Here is an 18,414-nt window from a genome sequence, read left to right as displayed (position 1 = left end):
CGCACCTGCTCGGGCTGGTGCCCTCCACCGTCCACCGCGTCCTGACCCGCTACCGCCTGGCCCGCCTCACCCACCTGGACCGGGCCACCGGCCGTGTCATACGCCGCTACGAACGCGACCGGCCCGGCGAACTCGTCCACGTCGACATCAAGAAACTCGGCAACATCCCCGACGGCGGCGGCCACAAGGCCCTCGGCCNGCAAGCAGGCCGCAAGACCCGCTCGAACGCCGGCTACAGCTACATCCACACCGCCGTCGACGACCACTCCCGCCTCGCCTACAGCGAGATCCACACGGACGAGAAGAAGGAGACCGCCACCGCGTTCTGGACCCGCGCCCAGACGTTCTACGCGGCCCACGGGATCACCGTCGAACGGGTCCTGACCGACAACGGCTCCTGCTACAAGTCACACGCCTGGCGCGACCTCCTGGCAGCGGCCGGGATCACCCACAAGCGAACCCGGCCCTACCGGCCACAGACCAACGGCAAAGTCGAACGCCTCAACCGCACCCTCCTCGACGAATGGGCCTACGCCCGCCCCTACCACTCAGAGCAGGAACGACGCGACGCCTTCCCCAGCTGGCTGCACACCTACAATCACCACCGCGGACACACCGCGCTCAAGGGCCAACCACCCGCCAGCCGCGTCCCCAACCTCACAGGGCAATACACCTAGGACGAAGGGCTGACCCCCTATCAGTCACTCCTGCTGTTAGCCTGCTCCTGCATATAGGTTGCAATAACAACAGCTCAGCAGCTGGAGGGTTCGAAACCAATGGCCACGTACACGCTCCCGGAACTCCCGTACGACTACGCCGCGCTCGAACCGGTCATCAATCCGCAGATCATCGAGCTCCACCACGACAAGCACCACGCCGCGTACGTGAAGGGCGCGAACGACACCCTGGAGCAGCTGGAGGAGGCTCGCGACAAGGGGACCTGGGGAGCGATCAACGGCCTCCAGAAGAACCTCGCCTTTCACCTCTCGGGCCACATCCTGCATTCCATCTACTGGCACAACATGACCGGTGACGGCGGCGGCGAGCCCCTCGCGGCGGACGGCGTCGGCGACCTCGCGGACGCGATCACCGAGTCCTTCGGCTCCTTCGCGGGCTTCAAGTCCCAGCTGACGAAGGCCGCGGCCACCACGCAGGGCTCCGGCTGGGGCGTCCTCGCGTACGAGCCGGTCAGCGGCCGGCTGATCGTCGAGCAGGTCTACGACCACCAGGGCAACGTGGGGCAGGGCTCGGTCCCGGTCCTCGTCTTCGACGCCTGGGAGCACGCCTTCTACCTCCAGTACAAGAACCAGAAGGTCGACTTCATCGAGGCGATGTGGGCCGTCGTCAACTGGCAGGACGTGGCCAAGCGCTACGCCGCCGCCAAGGAGCGCGCGGACGTTCTGCTGCTCGCCCCCTGACCCGGCGCGCCCCGGACGCCGCACCGGACGTCCTGCCTCGTGATCGTCTTCTCAACCTTCACCGGGCAGGCGGATGAAGGGGAGGCCCCCGCCTGGACGTGACAGGCGGGGGCCTCTCTTCCGCCCGCCCCGCCGGGGCAGTGGGTTCAGAAAAGGAACTCACGAGGCGCGAGGCGGGTGCCATGATGTCCGCCATGAGGAGGACATCATGACGATCACCGTCCGGGAGCTGGCGTACTACCCGGTCAAGGGCTGTGCCGGGGTCAAGGTCGACACGGCGCGGCTCACCAGGACCGGCCTCGAACACGACCGGACGTTCATGGTGGTCGACGCGGCCGAGGGCACGTTCCGCAGCCAGCGCGCCCACCCCGCGATGGCCGTGCTCGGGGCCGAGGTCCTGGACTCCGGGACCGTGCTGGCCCTCTCCGCCGAGGGGGTCGGGGCGCTGCGCACGGAGATCGTCCCGGACGGACCGCGCCGCGAGGTCAGCATGTTCGGCAAGGACCTCGGGCCGGCCGTCGACCAGGGGGACGAGGCCGCGCAGTGGTTCTCCGACGCGCTCGGGCTCCCCTCCCGGCTGGTCCGGGTGGTCCCCGGCTTCGACCGCGACGGCTGGGGCGACACCCCCGGCAAGCTCAACTTCGCCGACGCGCACGCGGTCCTGGTCACCTCGACCGCATCCCTCGCCGGTCTCAACGAACGGATCACCGCCCGGGGGGCCGCGCCCGTGCCCATGGACCGCTTCCGCCCCAACATCGTGCTGACCGGTGACGACGCACCGCACTTCGAGGACGGGGCCGCGCGGATGACCCTGGGCACCGCCGAACTCGCGCACTCCGTAAAGGCGCTGCGGTGCAACGTCACGCTCGTCGACCAGCTGACCGGCCGCGGCGCGGGGCCCGAGCCGCTGCGCACCCTGGCCACGTACCGGCGGGAGCCGGAGTACGGCAACAAGGTCAGCTTCGGCGCGAAGAACGCGGTGGTCCGCGAGGGCGTGGTGCGGGTCGGTGACCGCGTCTCGATCGGCAGCCCGGTCGCCGGCTGAGCACCCGTAAAACCACCTGCCCCGGGGCGGGCCCGTCGCCTAGGGTTTGTCGTCACATTCCCGTCGTTCGCCCGGCGAGAGTGCGTGCATGGCGCGCGGCAAGACGGGAATGTGACGACAGGCCCTAGGGTCGGCCCGGTGCGGGCCCGGGAGCCGACGGGCTCCGGGCGGGACCGGACGACGAGGTGGAGGATGACTGTGCGCTACCGCGAGCTGGGACGCAGCGGACTTTCGGTGTCGGAGATCGGCTACGGGGCCTGGGGCATCGGTGAGTCGAGCTGGGTGGGGGCGACGCGGGACGAGTCCGTACGCGCCCTCAACCGGGCGATCGACCTCGGCGTGAACTTCATCGACACGGCGCGCGGCTACGGCGAGAGCGAGCGCATCGTCGGGCAGGTCGTGCGTGAACGGTCCGGTGACGAGGTGCTGGTGGCCACCAAGGTGCCGCCGAAGAACGGGGTGTGGCCGGCGAAGGACGGCATCGACCCGGCCGACGCGTTCCCGGGCGAGCACATCCGTACCAGCCTGGAGACGAGCCTGCGCGCGTCCGGTCTGGACCACTTCGACGTGTTCCAGTTCCATGTCTGGAACGACGAGTGGGTGGGGCGCGGGGACTGGCTGGAGACGGTCGCCGCGCTGAAGCAGGAGGGGAAGATCCGCTTGTTCGGTGTCTCCGTCAACGACCATCTGCCCGACAGCGCCCTCGCGCTCGTCCGCAGCGGCGTGGTGGACAGCGTGCAGGTCATCTACAACGTGTTCGACCAGGCCCCGGCCGAGGCGCTGCTGCCGGCCTGCCAGGAGCACGGGGTCGGGGTGATCGTGCGGGTCGCGCTGGACGAGGGCGGGCTGACCGGCCGGATCACCGCCGGCACGACGTTCCCGGAGGGCGACTGGCGCAACCGGTACTTCCGCGACGACCGCCCGGCCGAGGTCGAGCGGCGCGTCGCGGCGATCGTCGCGGACCTGGGCATCGAGCAGGACGCGATCGCGGAGCACGCGCTGCGGTTCGTCCTGAGCCACCCGGCGGTCTCCACGGTCATCCCGGGCATGCGCAGCGTGCGCAACGTGGAGCGCAACACCGCGCTGAGCGACGGGAATCCGCTCGCCGCCGACCGGCTGGCGGTGCTGGCCGGCCACCGGTGGCAGCGGAACTTCTACGCCTGAGCGTCACGCCGGCGGGGTCTTCGTCCACGGGCCGACGCCGAGCCGGCCCGTCGTCCCGAGGTCGAGTTCCGGGGTCACCGTCACGGGCGTGGCCCCGGGCTTCGCGGTGACCCGGACGTAGGGGGCGTTCACCGGGTCGCCCTCGGTGGTGGTGTTGCGCCAGGCGAGGGTCGCGCGGGCGGACTCTCCCGGGCGCAGGCTGACGGGCCGGGGCGCGTCGCTCCCGCCGATGCCGGTGGAGATCTTGTCGGTGCCGTGCAGGATGTCCACCCCGGTGACCGGTTCGCGGTCCTCGCCGAGCAGTTGGAGTGCGGGGTAGCCGTCGAGGCGGTAGTCGGTGGTGCCGCAGTTCTCCAGGACGATGCCCACGACGCGCAGCCCCATCGCGGCGTCGCCCCGGTCGTTCGTGATGCGGACCCCGGAGGCCGGGCATGCCCCTGCGTCGGACGCCTCCTCCGCGGGAACGGCCCGCACCTTGATGATCCGGGCCTGCCGCGTCCGGGCGGAGCCGGGGCCGTCCTCCGCGTCGAGGGGACGGCGCACGGTCTGCCCCGGCGGGACGGCCTCGACCGTGCGCGTGGTGTTGTCCATGGCCTCGCCGAAGCCGTTCAGCAGGGTGAAGGTGATGGTGAAGGTGAGCGGTTCCTTCTCCGTGTTGGTGACCTCGAACCCGGTGGACGGGGCGCCGGAGGGACCGCAGTCGCTGCTGATGACGCGCACGTTGTCCCACCTGCGTCCGGAGGGGTCGTCGACCGGTGTGGGCGACGCGCAGGTGGCGCCGGGCGACGCGGCCCGTGCCCCGGCCGTTTCCTTCCCGCATCCGGTGAGCAGCGCGGTGCTCGCGAGGGCGGCACACAGGGCGAGGGCGGTGGCGGGGCGCATCCGCCCAGAAGATCAAAGAGCGCCGCGCCGGGCTGTGCCCCAGGTCACATCCACCGTCACAGCAGCGTCACAGCGGCGCCGCGGGGCCCGGCCGTCCGGCCGGGCCCCGCGTCTGCCAGGTGTCCGCCGTGCCGGCTCAGTCGAAGATCGGCCCCTGGGTCCGGGTGCGCTTGATCTCGTAGAAGCCGGGGATCGAGGCGACCAGCAGGGTGCCGTCCCAGAGCTTCGCCGCTTCCTCGCCCTTGGGGGCGGGGGTGACGACCGGGCCGAAGAAGGCGATCTGCTCGCCGTCCGCGCCGGGCACGGCGATGACCGGGGTGCCGACGTCCTGGCCCACCTTCTCGATGCCCTCCCGGTGGGAGGCGCGCAGCTCGGTGTCGTAGGCGTCGGAGTCCGCGTGGTCGGCGAGTTCGGCGGGCAGGCCGACGTCCCTGAGGGCGGCCTCGATCGCTTCCCGGGTGGGGCCTTCGCCCTTGTTGTGGAAGCGGGTGCCGAGGGCCGTGTAGAGCGGGCCGACGATGTCGTCGCCGTGCTTCTGCTGGGCGGCGATCACCACGCGGACCGGGCCCCAGGCCTTGTTCTCCAGCATGTCGCGGTACTCGTCGGGCAGCTCGTCCAGCCGGTTCTCGTTGAGTACGGCCAGGCTCATCACGTGCCAGCGGACCTCGACGTCGCGGACCTTCTCCACCTCCAGCATCCAGCGGGAGGTCATCCAGGCCCACGGGCAGAGCGGGTCGAACCAGAAATCGGCGGGGGTCTTGCCGGTTGCCGTGCTGTTGTCAGACATGTCTCTCCTCATGCGGACCGATCTCACTCTGTGCGCGAGAACACCGCGGGGCGCTCCGGCCATTCCCGAGTGCCCGGCCGGAAGGCGGCATGGGAGGATCAAACTATTCGAACGTGACACAAAGGAGTGTGCTCGTGCCCGGTGAGAACCTGTCCCGAGACGAGGCCCGCGAGCGGGCCGAGCTGCTGACCGTCGACGGTTACGACGTCGAACTCGACGTGCGTTCCGCGGTCGGTGAGCCCGGCCGGGACGACAGGACCGCCGGTCCGCCGACCTTCCGCTCGGTGACGACGATCCGGTTCCGCGCGGCGCGCGGCGGCGCGTCGACCTTCGCGGACCTGATCGCGCCCGCCGTGAACGCGGTGACCCTGGACGGGGTGGCGCTGGACCCGGCGGCCGTCTTCGACGGGGTACGGGTGGCGCTGGCGGACCTGACGGAGGGCGAGCACGTCCTGGTGGTCGACGCGCAGTGCGCGTACAGCCGTACCGGCGAGGGCATGCACCGGTTCGTCGACCCGGAGGACGGCGAGGTCTACCTCTACACCCAGTACGAGCCGGCGGACGCGCGCCGCGTCTTCGCCAACTTCGAGCAGCCCGACCTCAAGGCCCCCTACCGCTTCCGGGTGACGGCGCCCGAGGAGTGGACGGTCTGGAGCAACGGAGCGGAGGAGTCCCGCGAGGGCGGGGTGTGGCGGTTCGCCGAGACGGAGCCGATCTCGACGTACATCACGGCGGTCGTCGCCGGTCCGTACCACTACGTCACGGACTCCTACAGCCGCACCTTCGAGGACGGCACGACGCTGGAGATCCCGCTCGGCGCGCTGTGCCGCAAGGGGCTCGCCAAGCACTTCGACGCCGACGACATCTTCCTGATCACCAAGCAGGGCCTGGACTTCTTCCACGACAACTTCGACTACCCGTACCCGTTCGGGAAGTACGACCAGGCGTTCGTGCCGGAGTACAACCTCGGCGCGATGGAGAACCCGGGCTGTGTCACGTTCCGCGAGGAGTACATCTTCCGCGGCAAGGTGACGCAGGCGTCGTACGAGAGCCGGGCCAACGTCATCCTGCACGAGATGGCGCACATGTGGTTCGGCGACCTCGTCACCATGCGGTGGTGGGACGACCTGTGGCTGAAGGAGTCCTTCGCGGACTTCATGGGCGTCTTCGCGATGGTCGGGGCGACCCGCTTCCAGGACGGCTGGATCACCTTCGCCAACAACCGCAAGTCGTGGGCGTACCGCGCCGACCAGCTGCCCTCCACGCACCCGGTCACGGCCGACATCCGTGACCTGGAGGACGCCAAACTGAACTTCGACGGCATCACGTACGCCAAGGGCGCCTCCGTGCTCAAGCAGCTGGTGGCGTACGTGGGGCGGGACGCGTTCCTGGAGGGTGCCCGGCGCTACTTCAAGAAGCACGCGTACGGCAACACCCGGCTCGGGGACCTGCTGTCGGTGCTGTCCGACACCTCCGGGCGGGACATGACCGCCTGGTCGCGCTCCTGGCTCCAGACGGCGGGCGTCAACTCGCTGACCCCGGTGGCGACCTACGACGCGGCGGGCCGGATCACCGAGCTGGCGGTCCTCCAGGAGGCCGCGGAGTCCCACCCGGAGCTGCGGCCGCACCGGGTCGCGGTGGGCCTGTACCGGCGCGACCCGGACGGCGACCTGGTGCGTTACGCGCGGGCCGAGGCGGACGTGTCGGGGCCGCGCACGGTGATCGGGGAGCTGGCCGGGGCCGAGCGGCCCGAGCTGATCCTCGTCAACGACGACGACCTGACGTACTGCAAGGTCCGCTTCGACGAGGTGTCGCTCGCCACGCTGCGGGCGCACCTGGGCGACATCACGGACCCGCTGGCGCGCGCCCTGTGCTGGTCGGCGCTGTGGAACCTCACCCGGGACGGGCTGATGCCGGCCCGTGACTTCGTCTCGCTGGTCCTGGCGTTCGCCGGGCGCGAGACGGACATCGGGGTGCTCCAGATGCTGCACGCCTGGACCCGCACCGCGCTGACGCACTACGCGGTTCCCGAGTGGCGCGAGGAGGGCGGCCGGGCGCTGGCCGAGGGCGCGCTCGGCGAGCTGCGGCTCGCGGAACCCGGCAGCGAGCACCAGCTCGCCTGGGCCCGGTTCTTCGCTTCGGTCGCCACGTCGGCCACGGACTTCCAGCTGCTGTCGGGGCTGCTCGACGGCACGGCCAGGATCGACGGGCTCGATGTCGACCAGGAGCTGCGCTGGGCGTTCCTCACCCCGCTGGTCGCCCATGTGGTGGCGGACGAGTCGGCGGTCGCCGCCGAACTGGCCCGGGACGACACGGCGTCCGGCGAGCGGCACCAGGTGCGGTGCCTGGCCTCCCGGCCGTCCGCCGAGGTCAAGGCGCGGGCGTGGGCGGATGTCGTGGAGTCGGACGCGCTGTCCAACGCGCTGGTGGAGGCGACGATCGCGGGCTTCGCGCAGCCCTCGCAGCGGGAGCTGCTGGCGCCGTACGCCGAGCGGTACTTCGAGGCGATCGAGCGGGTGTGGGCCGAGCGGTCCATCCAGATCGGGATGGCCGTGGTCAGGGGCCTGTTCCCGTCCCTCCAGGACAGCCCCGGCACGCTGGCGGCGGCCGACGCGTGGCTGGAGTCGCACGCGGACGCGGCGCCGGCCCTGCGCAGGCTGGTGCTGGAGGCGCGCGACGACCTCGCCCGGGGGCTGCGGGCGCAGGCGGTCGACGCGGTGGCCTGATCCGGTGACGGCCCGTCCGGCGTGAGACCGAAGCCCTTGCCCGCTTGCGGGCAAGGGCTTCGCCGATTGGCACGTATCGCCCCGTTCGCCCCTGCTGACGCTTCCGTCACGGTGGCGGGATTCCGCCATGTCCGCAACAACCCTCCTGCAACTCTCCACAAACCCCTGTCATTTACGAAAGGGTGAGCGGTCATCCGGTACCGATTTCCGGACTCTCTCTTTCACATACAGGGATGCTGATGACCTCCGAATCCCCCGGTTACATATCCGGCGCGAGACGTGCGGCCCGCGTGGCGGCCGCCGCCGGTCTGGTGGCCGCGCTGGCCGCCACCGGTGTCACCCCCGTCTTCGCCGCCGACGACCCGGCCGGCGCACCCGTGAAGGCCGCCGGCACCGCCCCGGCGGACAAGCTGGGCACGGCCGACGCCGAAGTCCTGACCAAGGCCAAGGCCAAGGGCGAGAAGAACATCACCATGATGGTCGCCACCGCCCCCGGTGCGACCGAGCAGGTCACCAAGCAGCTGGACGCCGTCAAGGGGTCCGTGCTGGGGCGTGCGTACGACAAGCTCGGCTACGTACGGGCGACCGTGCCGACCTCCGCCGCCGAGGCCACCATCAAGGCGGCGTCGAAGCTCAGCTCCGTCCACGGCATCGATCTCAAGCAGGAGATCATGCTGGACGACCCGACCCCCGCGGCCGACCGGGCGACCGGCAGCAAGGCCAAGGTGAAGTCGACCGGGACCTACGCGGCGCCCGGGAAGAAGACCCCGGCGAAGAACCCGTACAACCCGTCCTTCGAGACCGGTGCGGTCGACTTCGTCAAGAAGAACCCGAAGGCCGACGGCCGCGGCATCACCATCGGCGTCCTGGACGCGGGCGTCGACCTCGCTCACCCCGCGCTCCAGAAGACGACGACCGGTGAGCGCAAGATCGTCGACTGGGTGACCGCGACCGACCCGGTCAGCGACGGCGACGGCACCTGGCTGCGGATGACGGACGCCGTCTCCGGTCCGGTGTTCACCTACAAGGGGCGTACGTACAAGGCGCCCAAGGGCTCGTACCGGATCAGCGTGTTCGCCGAAGCCGCCACCAAGGGCGGCGACATGGCGGGCGACCTCAACCGCGACGGCGACACCACCGACACCTGGGCCGTGCTCTACGACCCGGTCAGCGGCACCACCCGGGTCGACCTGAACGACAACGCGGACTTCACCGACGACACCGCGCTCAAGCCGTACAAGGAGAAGCACCAGGTCTCCTACTTCGGCAAGGACGACCCGCGCACCGATGTCGTCGAGCGCATCCCGTTCGTCGTGGAGAACCGCAAGGACGTCGTCTACAACGCGGCGGGCGACACCTCCGACTACGTCAGCATCGGGGTCATCGAGTCCGAGCACGGGACGCACGTCGCGGGCATCACCGCCGCCAACGGCCTGTTCGGCGGCAAGATGAACGGTGCCGCGCCCGGCGCGAAGATCGTCTCGTCGCGCGCCTGCACCTGGTCCGGCGGCTGCACCAACATCGCGCTCACCGAGGGCATGATCGACCTCGTCGTGAACCGAGGCGTCGACGTCGTCAACATGTCGATCGGCGGTCTGCCGGCGCTCAACGACGGCAACAACGCCCGCGCCGAGCTGTACAAGCGCCTGGTCGACATCTACGGCGTCCAGCTCGTCATCTCGGCCGGCAACGACGGCCCCGGCGTCAACACCATCGGTGACCCCGGCCTCGCCGACCACGTCATCTCGGTCGGCGCGTCCATCTCCAAGGAGACCTGGGCCGCCAACTACGGTTCGGCCGTCACCAAGAAGTACGACATGCTGCCCTTCTCCTCGCGCGGACCTCGTGAGGACGGCGGCTTCACGCCGACCCTGACGGCGCCCGGCGCGTCGATCAACTCGACGCAGACCTGGCTGCCCGGTTCGCCGGTCGCCGAGGCGGGCTACTCCCTGCCGGCCGGCTACTCCATGCTCCAGGGCACCTCGATGGCGTCCCCGCAGGCCGCGGGCGCCACCGCGCTGCTGCTGTCCGCCGCGAAGCAGAAGCACATCGAGCTGCCCCCGGCCGACCTGCGCACCGCGCTGACCAGCACCGCCACCCAGATCAAGGACGTGCCCGCGCACGCCCAGGGCGCCGGTCTGATCAACATCGTGGACGCTTGGAAGCTGATCAAGAAGCAGGGCTCCCCGGCCCACGAGTACACGGTCAAGGCCCCCGTCGACACCGCGATCGACTTCGCGCTGAAGACCCCGGGCTTCGGCACCGGCCTCTACGACCGCGAGGGCGGCCTCAAGGCCGGCCAGAAGAAGACCTACGACGTCACGGTCACCCGCACCACGGGCCCGGACAAGAAGGTCGAGCACAAGCTGTCCTGGAAGTACAACGACGGCACCTTCAAGCTGGTCGGCTCGAAGAAGGTCGCCCTGCCGCTCGGCAAGCCGGTGACGGTCAAGGTCCAGGCGAAGCCGGGCAGCGCGGGCGTGCACAGCGCGATCCTGGAGCTGGACGACAAGAAGACCGCCGGAACGGATCAGCAGATCCTCGCCACGGTCGTCGTCTCCAAGGAGCTGGCGAAGCCGTCGTACGCGTTCAAGGCGTCCGGCTCGGTGCAGCGCAACGGCACCACGTCGTACTTCGTGACCGTGCCGGAGGGCGCCAAGACCCTTGAGGTCTCGATGAGCGCGCTGCGCTCGGGCAGCCAGACCCGCTTCATCTCGATCCACCCGTACGGGGTCGCGGTCGACGACAGCGGGACGCCGTACTGCTACCCGAACTACGACAACCCGTCCAACACCTGCCGCCCCGACGTCCGTTCGTACCCCGACCCGCAGGCCGGCGTCTGGGAGATCGAGGTCGAGGCCCGGCGCACGTCGCCGCTGCTGGACAACCCGTACAAGCTGGATGTCGCGCTGCTCGGCGCGACCTTCGACCCGGCGGTGCAGACCATCGCCGAGGCGAAGATCGGCACCCCGGCGACGGTGGACTGGACGGTCACCAACAACGCGGGCGCGCTGGAGGGCAGGCTCGCGGGCGGCTCGCTGGGCTCGGCCGCCGTCGAGCGTCCCTCGATCTCCACGGGCGGCGAGTACGTCAAGGAGGTCACCATCGGTGAGGGCGTGGAGAAGCTGGACTTCGCCATCGGCGGCACGTCGGACGCCAACGCCGACCTCGACCTGTACATCTTCAAGGGTTCCGCCCAGGTGGGCGCCTCCACCACGGCGGGCTCCGAGGAGTCCGTCAGCCTGGTGGAGCCGGCCGCCGGCACGTACACGGTCGTCATCGACGGCTACGACGTCCCGGCCGGGACCACCGAGTACGACTACCGCGACGTGTACTACTCCGCGTCGCTCGGCACCATCTCCGTCGACGAGTCGAAGGCCGTGAACCTGGCCTCCGGCGCCTCGGCCGAGGTCGGTGCCGAGGTCGAGGTCGCGGGTGCGGCGCCCGAGGGCCGGCAGTTCTTCGGCGAGATCAGCCTGGTGAACGCCCGGGGCACCTCCGCGGGCACCGGCAGCGTCGTGATCGAGAAGGTCACACCGTAGCCACACCGTGCTGAACATGTGATCCGTACAACAGTGGGGCGGGCGCTCACCGGGCGCCCGCCCCATCTGTCCGTCCGCACCCTTGTCCGCAGGCCGGACAATGGATTGGACAAGGCAACCGTGGACATACGCATCATGGAACGGCAACCGTGCCCGTTCGTACGTCTGAGGGAGTTCCTGTGAAGGTCGGAATCGTCGGCGCCACCGGTCAGGTAGGCACAGTCATGCGCAGCATCCTGGCCGAACGGAAGTTCCCGGCCGACGAGCTGCGGCTGTTCGCCTCCGCGCGCTCGGCGGGCTCCACCATCGAGTGGCAGGGACAGAACATCACCGTCGAGGACGCCTCCACGGCCGACTACACCGGCCTGGACATCGTGCTGTTCTCCGCCGGCGGCGCCACCTCCAGGGCGCTGGCCGAGAAGGTCGCCTCGCAGGGCGCCGTCGTCATCGACAACTCCTCCGCCTGGCGCAAGGACCCCCAGGTCCCGCTGGTCGTCTCCGAGGTCAACCCGCACGCGATCGCCGACCGCCCCAAGGGCATCATCGCCAACCCGAACTGCACCACGATGGCCGCCATGCCGGTGCTGCGCCCGCTGCACGACGAGGCCGGCCTCGAAGCGCTGACCGTCGCCACGTACCAGGCGGTCTCCGGCTCCGGTCTGGCCGGCGTCGCCGAGCTGCACGGCCAGGCGTCCCAGGTCGTCGCCGACGCGGACAAGCTCACCCACGACGGATCGGCCGTCGCCTTCCCCGAGCCCGGCGTCTACAAGCGCCCCATCGCCTTCAACGTGCTGCCGCTGGCCGGCTCGGTCGTCGACGACGGCTCGTTCGAGACGGACGAGGAGCAGAAGCTCCGCAACGAGTCCCGCAAGATCCTGGAGATCCCGGAGCTGAAGGTCTCCGGCACCTGCGTCCGGGTCCCGGTCTTCTCCGGCCACTCCCTCCAGGTCAACGCCCGTTTCGCCCGCCCGATCGGCGTGGAGCGCGCGTACGAGCTGCTGAAGGACGCGCCGGGCGTCGAGCTCTCGGAGATCCCGACCCCGCTCCAGGCCGCCGGGCAGGACGCGTCCTTCGTGGGCCGCATCCGCAACGACGAGACCGTGGAGAACGGCCTCGCGCTCTTCGTCTCCAACGACAACCTGCGCAAGGGCGCGGCGCTGAACGCGGTCCAGATCGCGGAGCTGGTGGCGGCGGAGCTGCGGGGCTGACTTCCCGGCCCGGACCCCGAGTGTCCTCGATCGCCGGTCGGGCCGAGGATTCCGCCCCTCCGGCGTTCGAGGAGCGGGGTCCGGTGCGGCGCCCCGGGAGGGCTCAGGCGCGCCGCACCTCGAAGTGCCAGCAGCCGTATTCCACCGCGCGTACGTGGACCAGGGCCACCTCCGGGTCCGCGAACGCCTGCGCGAACGCCTCGTCGTACCCCCGCTCCTCGTCCGCCGGGATCTCCAGCAGCCGGCCGCCCACGATGCGGCCGTCCGCGTCGTAGCGCCGTACGGTCCGCAGCGCGCCCGCCCGGGAGAACGGATAGCCCTTCCGGCCGGGCGCCGGCCCCTCGCACTCCTCGGCATGGATGAAGACGGGGCCCTGCTCGTCGTAAGCCCCCGGGCGGGCCCAGGTCTCGGCCGCCCACCGCCGCAGGGGTGCGTAGGAGACGAGGGCGACGCGCTCCCCCGCCTCGTTGCCGCGCAGGCAGCACCGCAGCGGGCTGCCGGCGTCGGTGGCGGTGTACGGGACGCAGGGACGCCCGGCGTCGTCGGTCTCCCGGAGTTCCTTGAGCGCGTCCGGGCCGATCGCGCGTGCCTCGTATGTGGTCATACGACGAGCGTGCCGCGACGCGGCCTCCCGGTCCGGCGGAAATCGGACATCGCTCTGGATGCGAGGCCGTGGAAGGATGACGGGAAACATCACAGATCAAGGAGATGACCGCGTGCCTGGCACGAATCTGACCCGCGAAGAGGCACAGGAGCGGGCGCGCCTGCTGACCGTGGACGCGTACGAGATCGATCTCGACCTCTCCGGGGCGCAGGAGGGCGGGACCTACCGGTCCGTCACCGTCGTGCGCTTCGACTCCGCCGAAGCCGGTGCGGAGAGCTTCATCGATCTGGTCGCCCCCGCGGTGCACCAGGTCGAACTGAACGGCAAGGCCCTGGACGTCGCGGCCGTGTTCCGCGACTCGCGCATCACCCTGCCGCACCTGCTGGCGGGTGCCAACGAGCTGAAGGTCGTCGCCGACTGCTCGTACACCAACTCGGGCGAGGGGCTGCACCGCTTCGTCGACCCGGTCGACGAGCAGGCCTATCTCTACACCCAGTTCGAGGTGCCGGACGCGCGCCGCGTCTTCGCGAGCTTCGAGCAGCCCGACCTGAAGGCGACCTTCCGGTTCACCGTGAAGGCCCCGTCCGGCTGGACCGTGATCTCCAACTCGCCGACGCCCGAGCCGAGGGACGACGTCTGGTCGTTCGAGCCGACGCCCCGGATCTCGTCGTACATCACCGCGCTGATCGTCGGCCCGTACCACTCGGTGCACAGCAGCTACGAGAAGGACGGCCGGACCGTTCCGCTCGGCATCTACTGCCGGCCGTCGCTCGCGGAGTACCTGGACGCGGACGCCATCTTCGACGTGACCCGGATGGGCTTCGACTGGTTCGAGGAGAAGTTCGACTACGCGTACCCGTTCGCCAAGTACGACCAGCTCTTCGTCCCGGAGTTCAACGCGGGCGCGATGGAGAACGCGGGCGCGGTCACCATCCGCGACCAGTACGTCTTCCGCTCCAAGGTGACGGACGCGGCGTACGAGACGCGGGCCGAGACGATCCTGCACGAGCTGGCCCACATGTGGTTCGGCGACCTCGTGACGATGGAGTGGTGGAACGACCTCTGGCTGAACGAGTCGTTCGCCACGTACACCTCGATCGCCTGCCTGGCGTACGCCGAGGGCTCGCAGTGGCCGCACTCCTGGACCACGTTCGCCAACTCCATGAAGACCTGGGCCTACCGGCAGGACCAGCTGCCCTCGACCCACCCGATCATGGCCGACATCCGCGACCTGGACGACGTCCTGGTCAACTTCGACGGCATCACGTACGCCAAGGGCGCCTCCGTCCTGAAGCAGCTGGTGGCGTACGTCGGCATGGACGAGTTCTTCCAGGGCGTCCAGGCGTACTTCAAGGCGCACGCCTTCGGCAACACCCGGCTGGCCGACCTGCTGGGCGCGCTGGAGAAGACCTCCGGCCGCGACCTGAGGACCTGGTCGAAGGCGTGGCTGGAGACGGCCGGGATCAACGTCCTGCGCCCGGAGATCGAGACGGACGGGAACGGCCACGTCACCTCGTTCACCGTGCTCCAGGAGGCGCCCGCGCTGCCCGCAGGGGCGAAGGGCGAACCGACGCTGCGGCCGCACCGCATCGCGATCGGTTTCTACGACCTCGACGAGGCCGGGAAGCTGGTGCGTACGGACCGGATCGAGCTGGACGTGGACGGCGAGCGCACCACCGTGCCGTTCCCGGCCGGCACCGCGCGTCCGGCCGTCGTCCTGCTCAACGACGAGGACCTGTCGTACGCGAAGGTCCGCCTCGACGAGGAGTCGCTGCGGGTCGTCACGGCGCATCTGGGCGACTTCACCGAGTCGCTGCCGCGCGCCCTGTGCTGGGCTTCGGCCTGGGACATGACCCGGGACGGCGAGCTGGCCACCCGTGACTACCTCGCGCTGGTCCTGTCCGGGATCGGCAAGGAGTCCGACATCGGGGTCGTGCAGTCGCTGCACCGCCAGGTGAAGATGGCGCTCGACCTGTACGCGGCGCCCGAGTGGCGCGACGCGGGTCTGACGCAGTGGACCGAGGCGACGCTCGCGCACCTGCGCGCGGCGGAGCCGGGCAGCGACCACCAGCTGGCCTGGGCGCGCGCCTTCGCGGCCACCGCCCGCACCCCGCAGCAGCTGGACCTGTTGCAGTCGCTGCTCGACGGCACCGAGGAGGTCGGGGGCCTGGCCGTCGACACCGAGCTGCGCTGGGCGTTCGTGCAGCGGCTGGCGGCCAACGGGCTGCTGGACGAGGACGAGATCGACGCCGAGTACACCCGCGACCGGACGGCGGCGGGCGAGCGCCACGCGGCGGCCGCCCGTGCGGCGCGGCCCTCCGAGGAGGCGAAGGCCGAGGCGTGGGCGTCGGTCGTGGAGTCCGACAAGCTGCCGAACTCCCTCCAGGAGGCGGTGATCGCCGGCTTCGTGCAGACGGACCAGCGCGAGCTGCTGGCCCCGTACGCGGAGAAGTTCTTCGCCTCGGTGAAGGACGTCTGGGACTCGCGGAGCCACGAGATGGCCCAGCAGGTCGCGATCGGCCTGTACCCGGCGCTCCAGGTCTCGCAGGAGACCCTGGACGCCACGGACGCCTGGCTGGCATCGGCGGAGCCGGGCGCGGGTCTGCGCCGGCTGGTCTCGGAGTCCCGCTCGGGTGTGGAGCGGGCGCTGCGGGCGCGGGCGGCGGACGCGGCGGCGGCCACCGCGTAGCAGTCCCGCTGGAGACCGCCCGGCGGGCAGGCGCTGACGCGCAGCCGTCCGCCGGGCGGGAGCAGGGGGTGCATACGACCGCAGGGCGTCGGGAGCCCCCTCGCCGTCGTGGATGAGGTCGTTACGGGGCCGGTCGTTACGGGGTCGAGGCCTCGAAGCGGGTGGCGAGTGCGGCGGCTCCGGACTCGGTCAGGGAGCCGTGCAGGCGCATCCGGGCGACCCCGCCGTCGGGGAAGGCGTCCAGCCTGACATGGGTGACCACGGCCTCGGACGGCAGCGGGAAGCGGTGCGGGGTGTCGGGCTGGAGCCGGGTGCGCGGGATGATCTCGAACCACTCGCCGCTCTCGCCGTCCCGGCCCTGGAGGGCGATCCAGCCGGCCGCGTTGCCCTTGAGGTAAGCGGTGTCGATCTCGACCGCGCGGACGGCGCCCTGGGCGGGCAGCCGGAAGCGGACCCAGTCGTTGGTGTCGCGGACCCGGCGGCGGCGGTTCTCCCAGCCGTCGTCCATCTTGCGGGAGGTGCCGGGCAGGATGATCTGGGTCGGCGAGGAGTAGAAGCGGTCCGAGGCGTCCTCGTAGCTGCCGCCGTTCAGGACCGAGATCAGGTCGAAGGTACCGAGCGTGGCGAGCCAGGACGGGTCGGGGACCACCTCGCCGTGCACGCGCAGGCGGGCGATGCCGCCGTCGGGGTGCTGACAGAGGCGGATGTGGGTGTAGCGGCGGCCGTCGGTGATCTCGAAGCCGTTGGCGGCGTGGCCGCGTACGGGCGTCGGGGGGACGATCTCCTCCCACTTCACGTCGTCGGCGAGGAGTGCGTCCGGGCCGGGCGAGCCCTCGGCCGAGGTGGCCTGGACCGAGACGCGCTGCGGGTAGTTGCCGCGGAAGTGGGCGGTGTCCACGACGATGCCGCGGATGATGCCGGGAGCACCGAGGCGGATCAGGGCCCAGTCGTGCGCGTCGGGGGCCGGGAAGGGGTGCCCGGCGTCGGCGCCGCGCCTGCGGCGGGTCTCCCAGCCGTCCATGATCTTGCCCTTGTGGCCGAAGTGCTCGGGGTCGAAGACCGCGCGCCGCCTCAGCAGGAGGTTCTCGCGCTGGGCGAAGAACTCGTCGTTGGCGGCGATCACGCCCGCGCCGAGGCGGCGGTCGGCGAGGTCGACGAGGCCGGTGAAGGGGAGGTGGTCGGCGGTGCGGTAGTCGGCGTACGGGTCGCCGCCGCCGTACGGCGCCGCGTCGTTGGCGTGGGGGTCGTCGCGGGTGGTCTCGTGGCGGTTCTCATTCCGTGCGCCCGGGTCGTTCTGTTCGAAGGTCATGCGTTCACTGTCGTACGACGGGAGCGATCAGGTCCATCGAAAGTTTTCGCACGAATCGTTAAGACAGGCTGAATGGTGCCGCGACCTCGCGCAGTGCTTCGAGCAGCCGGGCCACCGCGGGCCCCGCTTCCGCACCGCGCCGGACGGCGGCGACCACATGGCGCCGGGGCCGGTCGGCGTCCAGCACCCGCAGCACCACGCCGTCCCGGCCGTGCCGCTCCGCCGACGCCATGCGCGGGACCAGCGCGATGCCCATGCCGGCGGCGACCATGGCGAGGATGGCGGTCCAGCCGGAGGCGCTGTGCGCCTGCTCGGGTTCGAAGCCCGCGGCCCGGCACGCGGCGGTGGTGATCTCCGACCAGGGCTCCGAGCCGCCGAAGATCCACGGCTCGGCGGACAGGTCGGCCAGCCGCAGCCCGGCCGCGTCCGCGAGCCGGTGCCCGGCCGGCAGGGCCACGTCGAGCGGGTCGGCAAGCAGCGGCAGCACGGCGAACCGGGGATCGGCGGCGGTCGGCGCGTGGGCGGCCAGCGACAGGGCCAGGTCGGCATCGGCGGCGGCCAGCAGCTCGTACGCGCGGGCGGCCTCCGCCTCCCGGACCCGGACGTGCGGGCCGGGGCGGCCGTCGGCGCGCAGCCGCTGGACGGCCGGGACGACGAGGGCGGGTACGGCGGTAGCGAAGGCGGCGACGCGCACCTCTCCCGCCTCGCCGCGCAGATAGCCGGTCAGTTCGGCTTCGGCGCGCTCCAGTTGGGCGAAGACCGCCTCGGCGTGGCGCAGGACGAGGTGGGCGGCGTCGGTCAGCCGGACGCGCCGGCCCTGGGCCTCCAGAAGGGGCACACCGAGCTGTTTCGCCAGGTTGGAGAGCTGCTGGGAGACGGCCGACGGGGTCATCAGCAGGGCTTCGGCGGTCGCGGTGACCGTGCCCCGGTCGCGCAGGGTGCGCAGGATGCGGAGCTTCTTGACGTCCCACTCGGTCATGGCCGCAACCTACCGCCGAGAGGAGGTCCGAACATGCGTGTGCGCCGCACGGTACCGGCTA

General features: G+C 70.9%; 13 protein-coding genes. 8 read left to right on the top strand and 5 right to left on the bottom strand.

Features of this window, described 5'->3' with window-relative positions; all coding sequences use genetic code 11:
- The 4 genes from B082_RS0116010 to B082_RS0115995 all read left to right on the top strand — a co-directional run.
- Window positions 1-677 (top strand): IS481 family transposase (locus B082_RS0116010; protein ID WP_018552824.1); only part of this gene is annotated, 677 nt, incomplete at its 5' end.
- Between the two features lie 99 nt (window positions 678-776).
- Entirely contained in the window at window positions 777-1,418 is a 642-nt protein-coding gene (locus tag B082_RS0116005) for a superoxide dismutase (RefSeq protein WP_018552823.1), read from the top strand.
- 208 nt (window positions 1,419-1,626) lie between these two features.
- A complete protein-coding gene (locus B082_RS0116000) occupies window positions 1,627-2,463 on the top strand; it encodes an MOSC domain-containing protein (RefSeq protein WP_018552822.1) in 837 nt (278 codons plus the stop codon).
- A 198-nt stretch (window positions 2,464-2,661) separates the two neighbouring features.
- Window positions 2,662-3,627: an aldo/keto reductase gene (locus B082_RS0115995; RefSeq protein ID WP_018552821.1), complete on the top strand. Its 966-nt coding sequence runs from the start codon at window positions 2,662-2,664 to the stop codon at window positions 3,625-3,627.
- A 3-nt stretch (window positions 3,628-3,630) separates the two neighbouring features.
- Here B082_RS0115995 and B082_RS0115990 read toward each other — a convergent pair whose 3' ends face one another.
- Both B082_RS0115990 and B082_RS0115985 read right to left on the bottom strand, forming a co-directional pair.
- On the bottom strand, window positions 3,631-4,509 hold the full coding sequence (locus tag B082_RS0115990; protein WP_018552820.1) for a DUF4232 domain-containing protein: 879 nt from the start codon (window positions 4,507-4,509) through the stop codon (window positions 3,631-3,633).
- Window positions 4,510-4,645: 136 nt separating this feature from the next.
- Entirely contained in the window at window positions 4,646-5,296 is a 651-nt protein-coding gene (locus tag B082_RS0115985) for a DsbA family protein (RefSeq protein WP_018552819.1), read from the bottom strand.
- 134 nt (window positions 5,297-5,430) lie between these two features.
- Here B082_RS0115985 and pepN (B082_RS0115980) point away from each other — a divergent pair, with 134 nt between their 5' ends.
- The 3 genes from pepN (B082_RS0115980) to B082_RS0115970 all read left to right on the top strand — a co-directional run bounded on the left by pepN (B082_RS0115980) (window position 5,431) and on the right by B082_RS0115970 (window position 12,772).
- Entirely contained in the window at window positions 5,431-8,022 is a 2,592-nt protein-coding gene (pepN, locus tag B082_RS0115980) for an aminopeptidase N (protein WP_026249850.1), read from the top strand.
- A 233-nt stretch (window positions 8,023-8,255) separates the two neighbouring features.
- Entirely contained in the window at window positions 8,256-11,564 is a 3,309-nt protein-coding gene (locus B082_RS0115975; RefSeq protein WP_018552817.1) for a S8 family serine peptidase, read from the top strand.
- 179 nt (window positions 11,565-11,743) lie between these two features.
- Window positions 11,744-12,772 (top strand): aspartate-semialdehyde dehydrogenase, encoded by a 1,029-nt coding sequence (locus B082_RS0115970; RefSeq protein ID WP_018552816.1) that lies wholly within the window; start codon window positions 11,744-11,746, stop codon window positions 12,770-12,772.
- A gap of 103 nt (window positions 12,773-12,875) precedes the next feature.
- On the opposite strand, the gene B082_RS0115965 is transcribed toward B082_RS0115970, so the two are convergent.
- Entirely contained in the window at window positions 12,876-13,376 is a 501-nt protein-coding gene (locus B082_RS0115965) for a DUF1203 domain-containing protein (protein ID WP_018552815.1), read from the bottom strand.
- Between the two features lie 112 nt (window positions 13,377-13,488).
- Between B082_RS0115965 and pepN (B082_RS0115960) the strand changes: the two genes are divergently transcribed.
- Window positions 13,489-16,065: an aminopeptidase N gene (pepN, locus tag B082_RS0115960; protein ID WP_018552814.1), complete on the top strand. Its 2,577-nt coding sequence runs from the start codon at window positions 13,489-13,491 to the stop codon at window positions 16,063-16,065.
- Window positions 16,066-16,201: 136 nt separating this feature from the next.
- Here the strand turns inward: pepN (B082_RS0115960) and alc are convergent, their stop codons facing one another.
- The gene (gene alc / locus B082_RS0115955) at window positions 16,202-17,374 is read right to left on the bottom strand and encodes an allantoicase (RefSeq protein ID WP_018552813.1); all 1,173 of its coding nucleotides are present in this window, start codon (window positions 17,372-17,374) and stop codon (window positions 16,202-16,204) included.
- A gap of 58 nt (window positions 17,375-17,432) precedes the next feature.
- The gene (locus B082_RS0115950) at window positions 17,433-18,353 is read right to left on the bottom strand and encodes a LysR substrate-binding domain-containing protein (RefSeq protein ID WP_018552812.1); all 921 of its coding nucleotides are present in this window, start codon (window positions 18,351-18,353) and stop codon (window positions 17,433-17,435) included.
- Window positions 18,354-18,414: the final 61 nt, after the last annotated feature.

The organism is Streptomyces sp. ATexAB-D23 (assembly GCF_000373645.1).
Lineage (GTDB): Bacteria > Actinomycetota > Actinomycetes > Streptomycetales > Streptomycetaceae > Streptomyces > Streptomyces castrisilvae.
This window is presented reverse-complemented; position numbering and strand designations above follow the sequence as displayed.

Coding starts and splice junctions, on each gene's coding strand:
- B082_RS0116005 (WP_018552823.1), top strand. CDS start 777: ATGGCCACGTACACGCTCCCGGAACTCCCGTACGACTACGCCGCGCTC.
- B082_RS0116000 (WP_018552822.1), top strand. CDS start 1,627: ATGACGATCACCGTCCGGGAGCTGGCGTACTACCCGGTCAAGGGCTGT.
- B082_RS0115990 (WP_018552820.1), bottom strand. CDS start 4,509: ATGCGCCCCGCCACCGCCCTCGCCCTGTGTGCCGCCCTCGCGAGCACC.
- B082_RS0115985 (WP_018552819.1), bottom strand. CDS start 5,296: ATGTCTGACAACAGCACGGCAACCGGCAAGACCCCCGCCGATTTCTGG.
- B082_RS0115975 (WP_018552817.1), top strand. CDS start 8,256: ATGCTGATGACCTCCGAATCCCCCGGTTACATATCCGGCGCGAGACGT.
- B082_RS0115965 (WP_018552815.1), bottom strand. CDS start 13,376: ATGACCACATACGAGGCACGCGCGATCGGCCCGGACGCGCTCAAGGAA.
- alc (WP_018552813.1), bottom strand. CDS start 17,374: ATGACCTTCGAACAGAACGACCCGGGCGCACGGAATGAGAACCGCCAC.
- B082_RS0115950 (WP_018552812.1), bottom strand. CDS start 18,353: ATGACCGAGTGGGACGTCAAGAAGCTCCGCATCCTGCGCACCCTGCGC.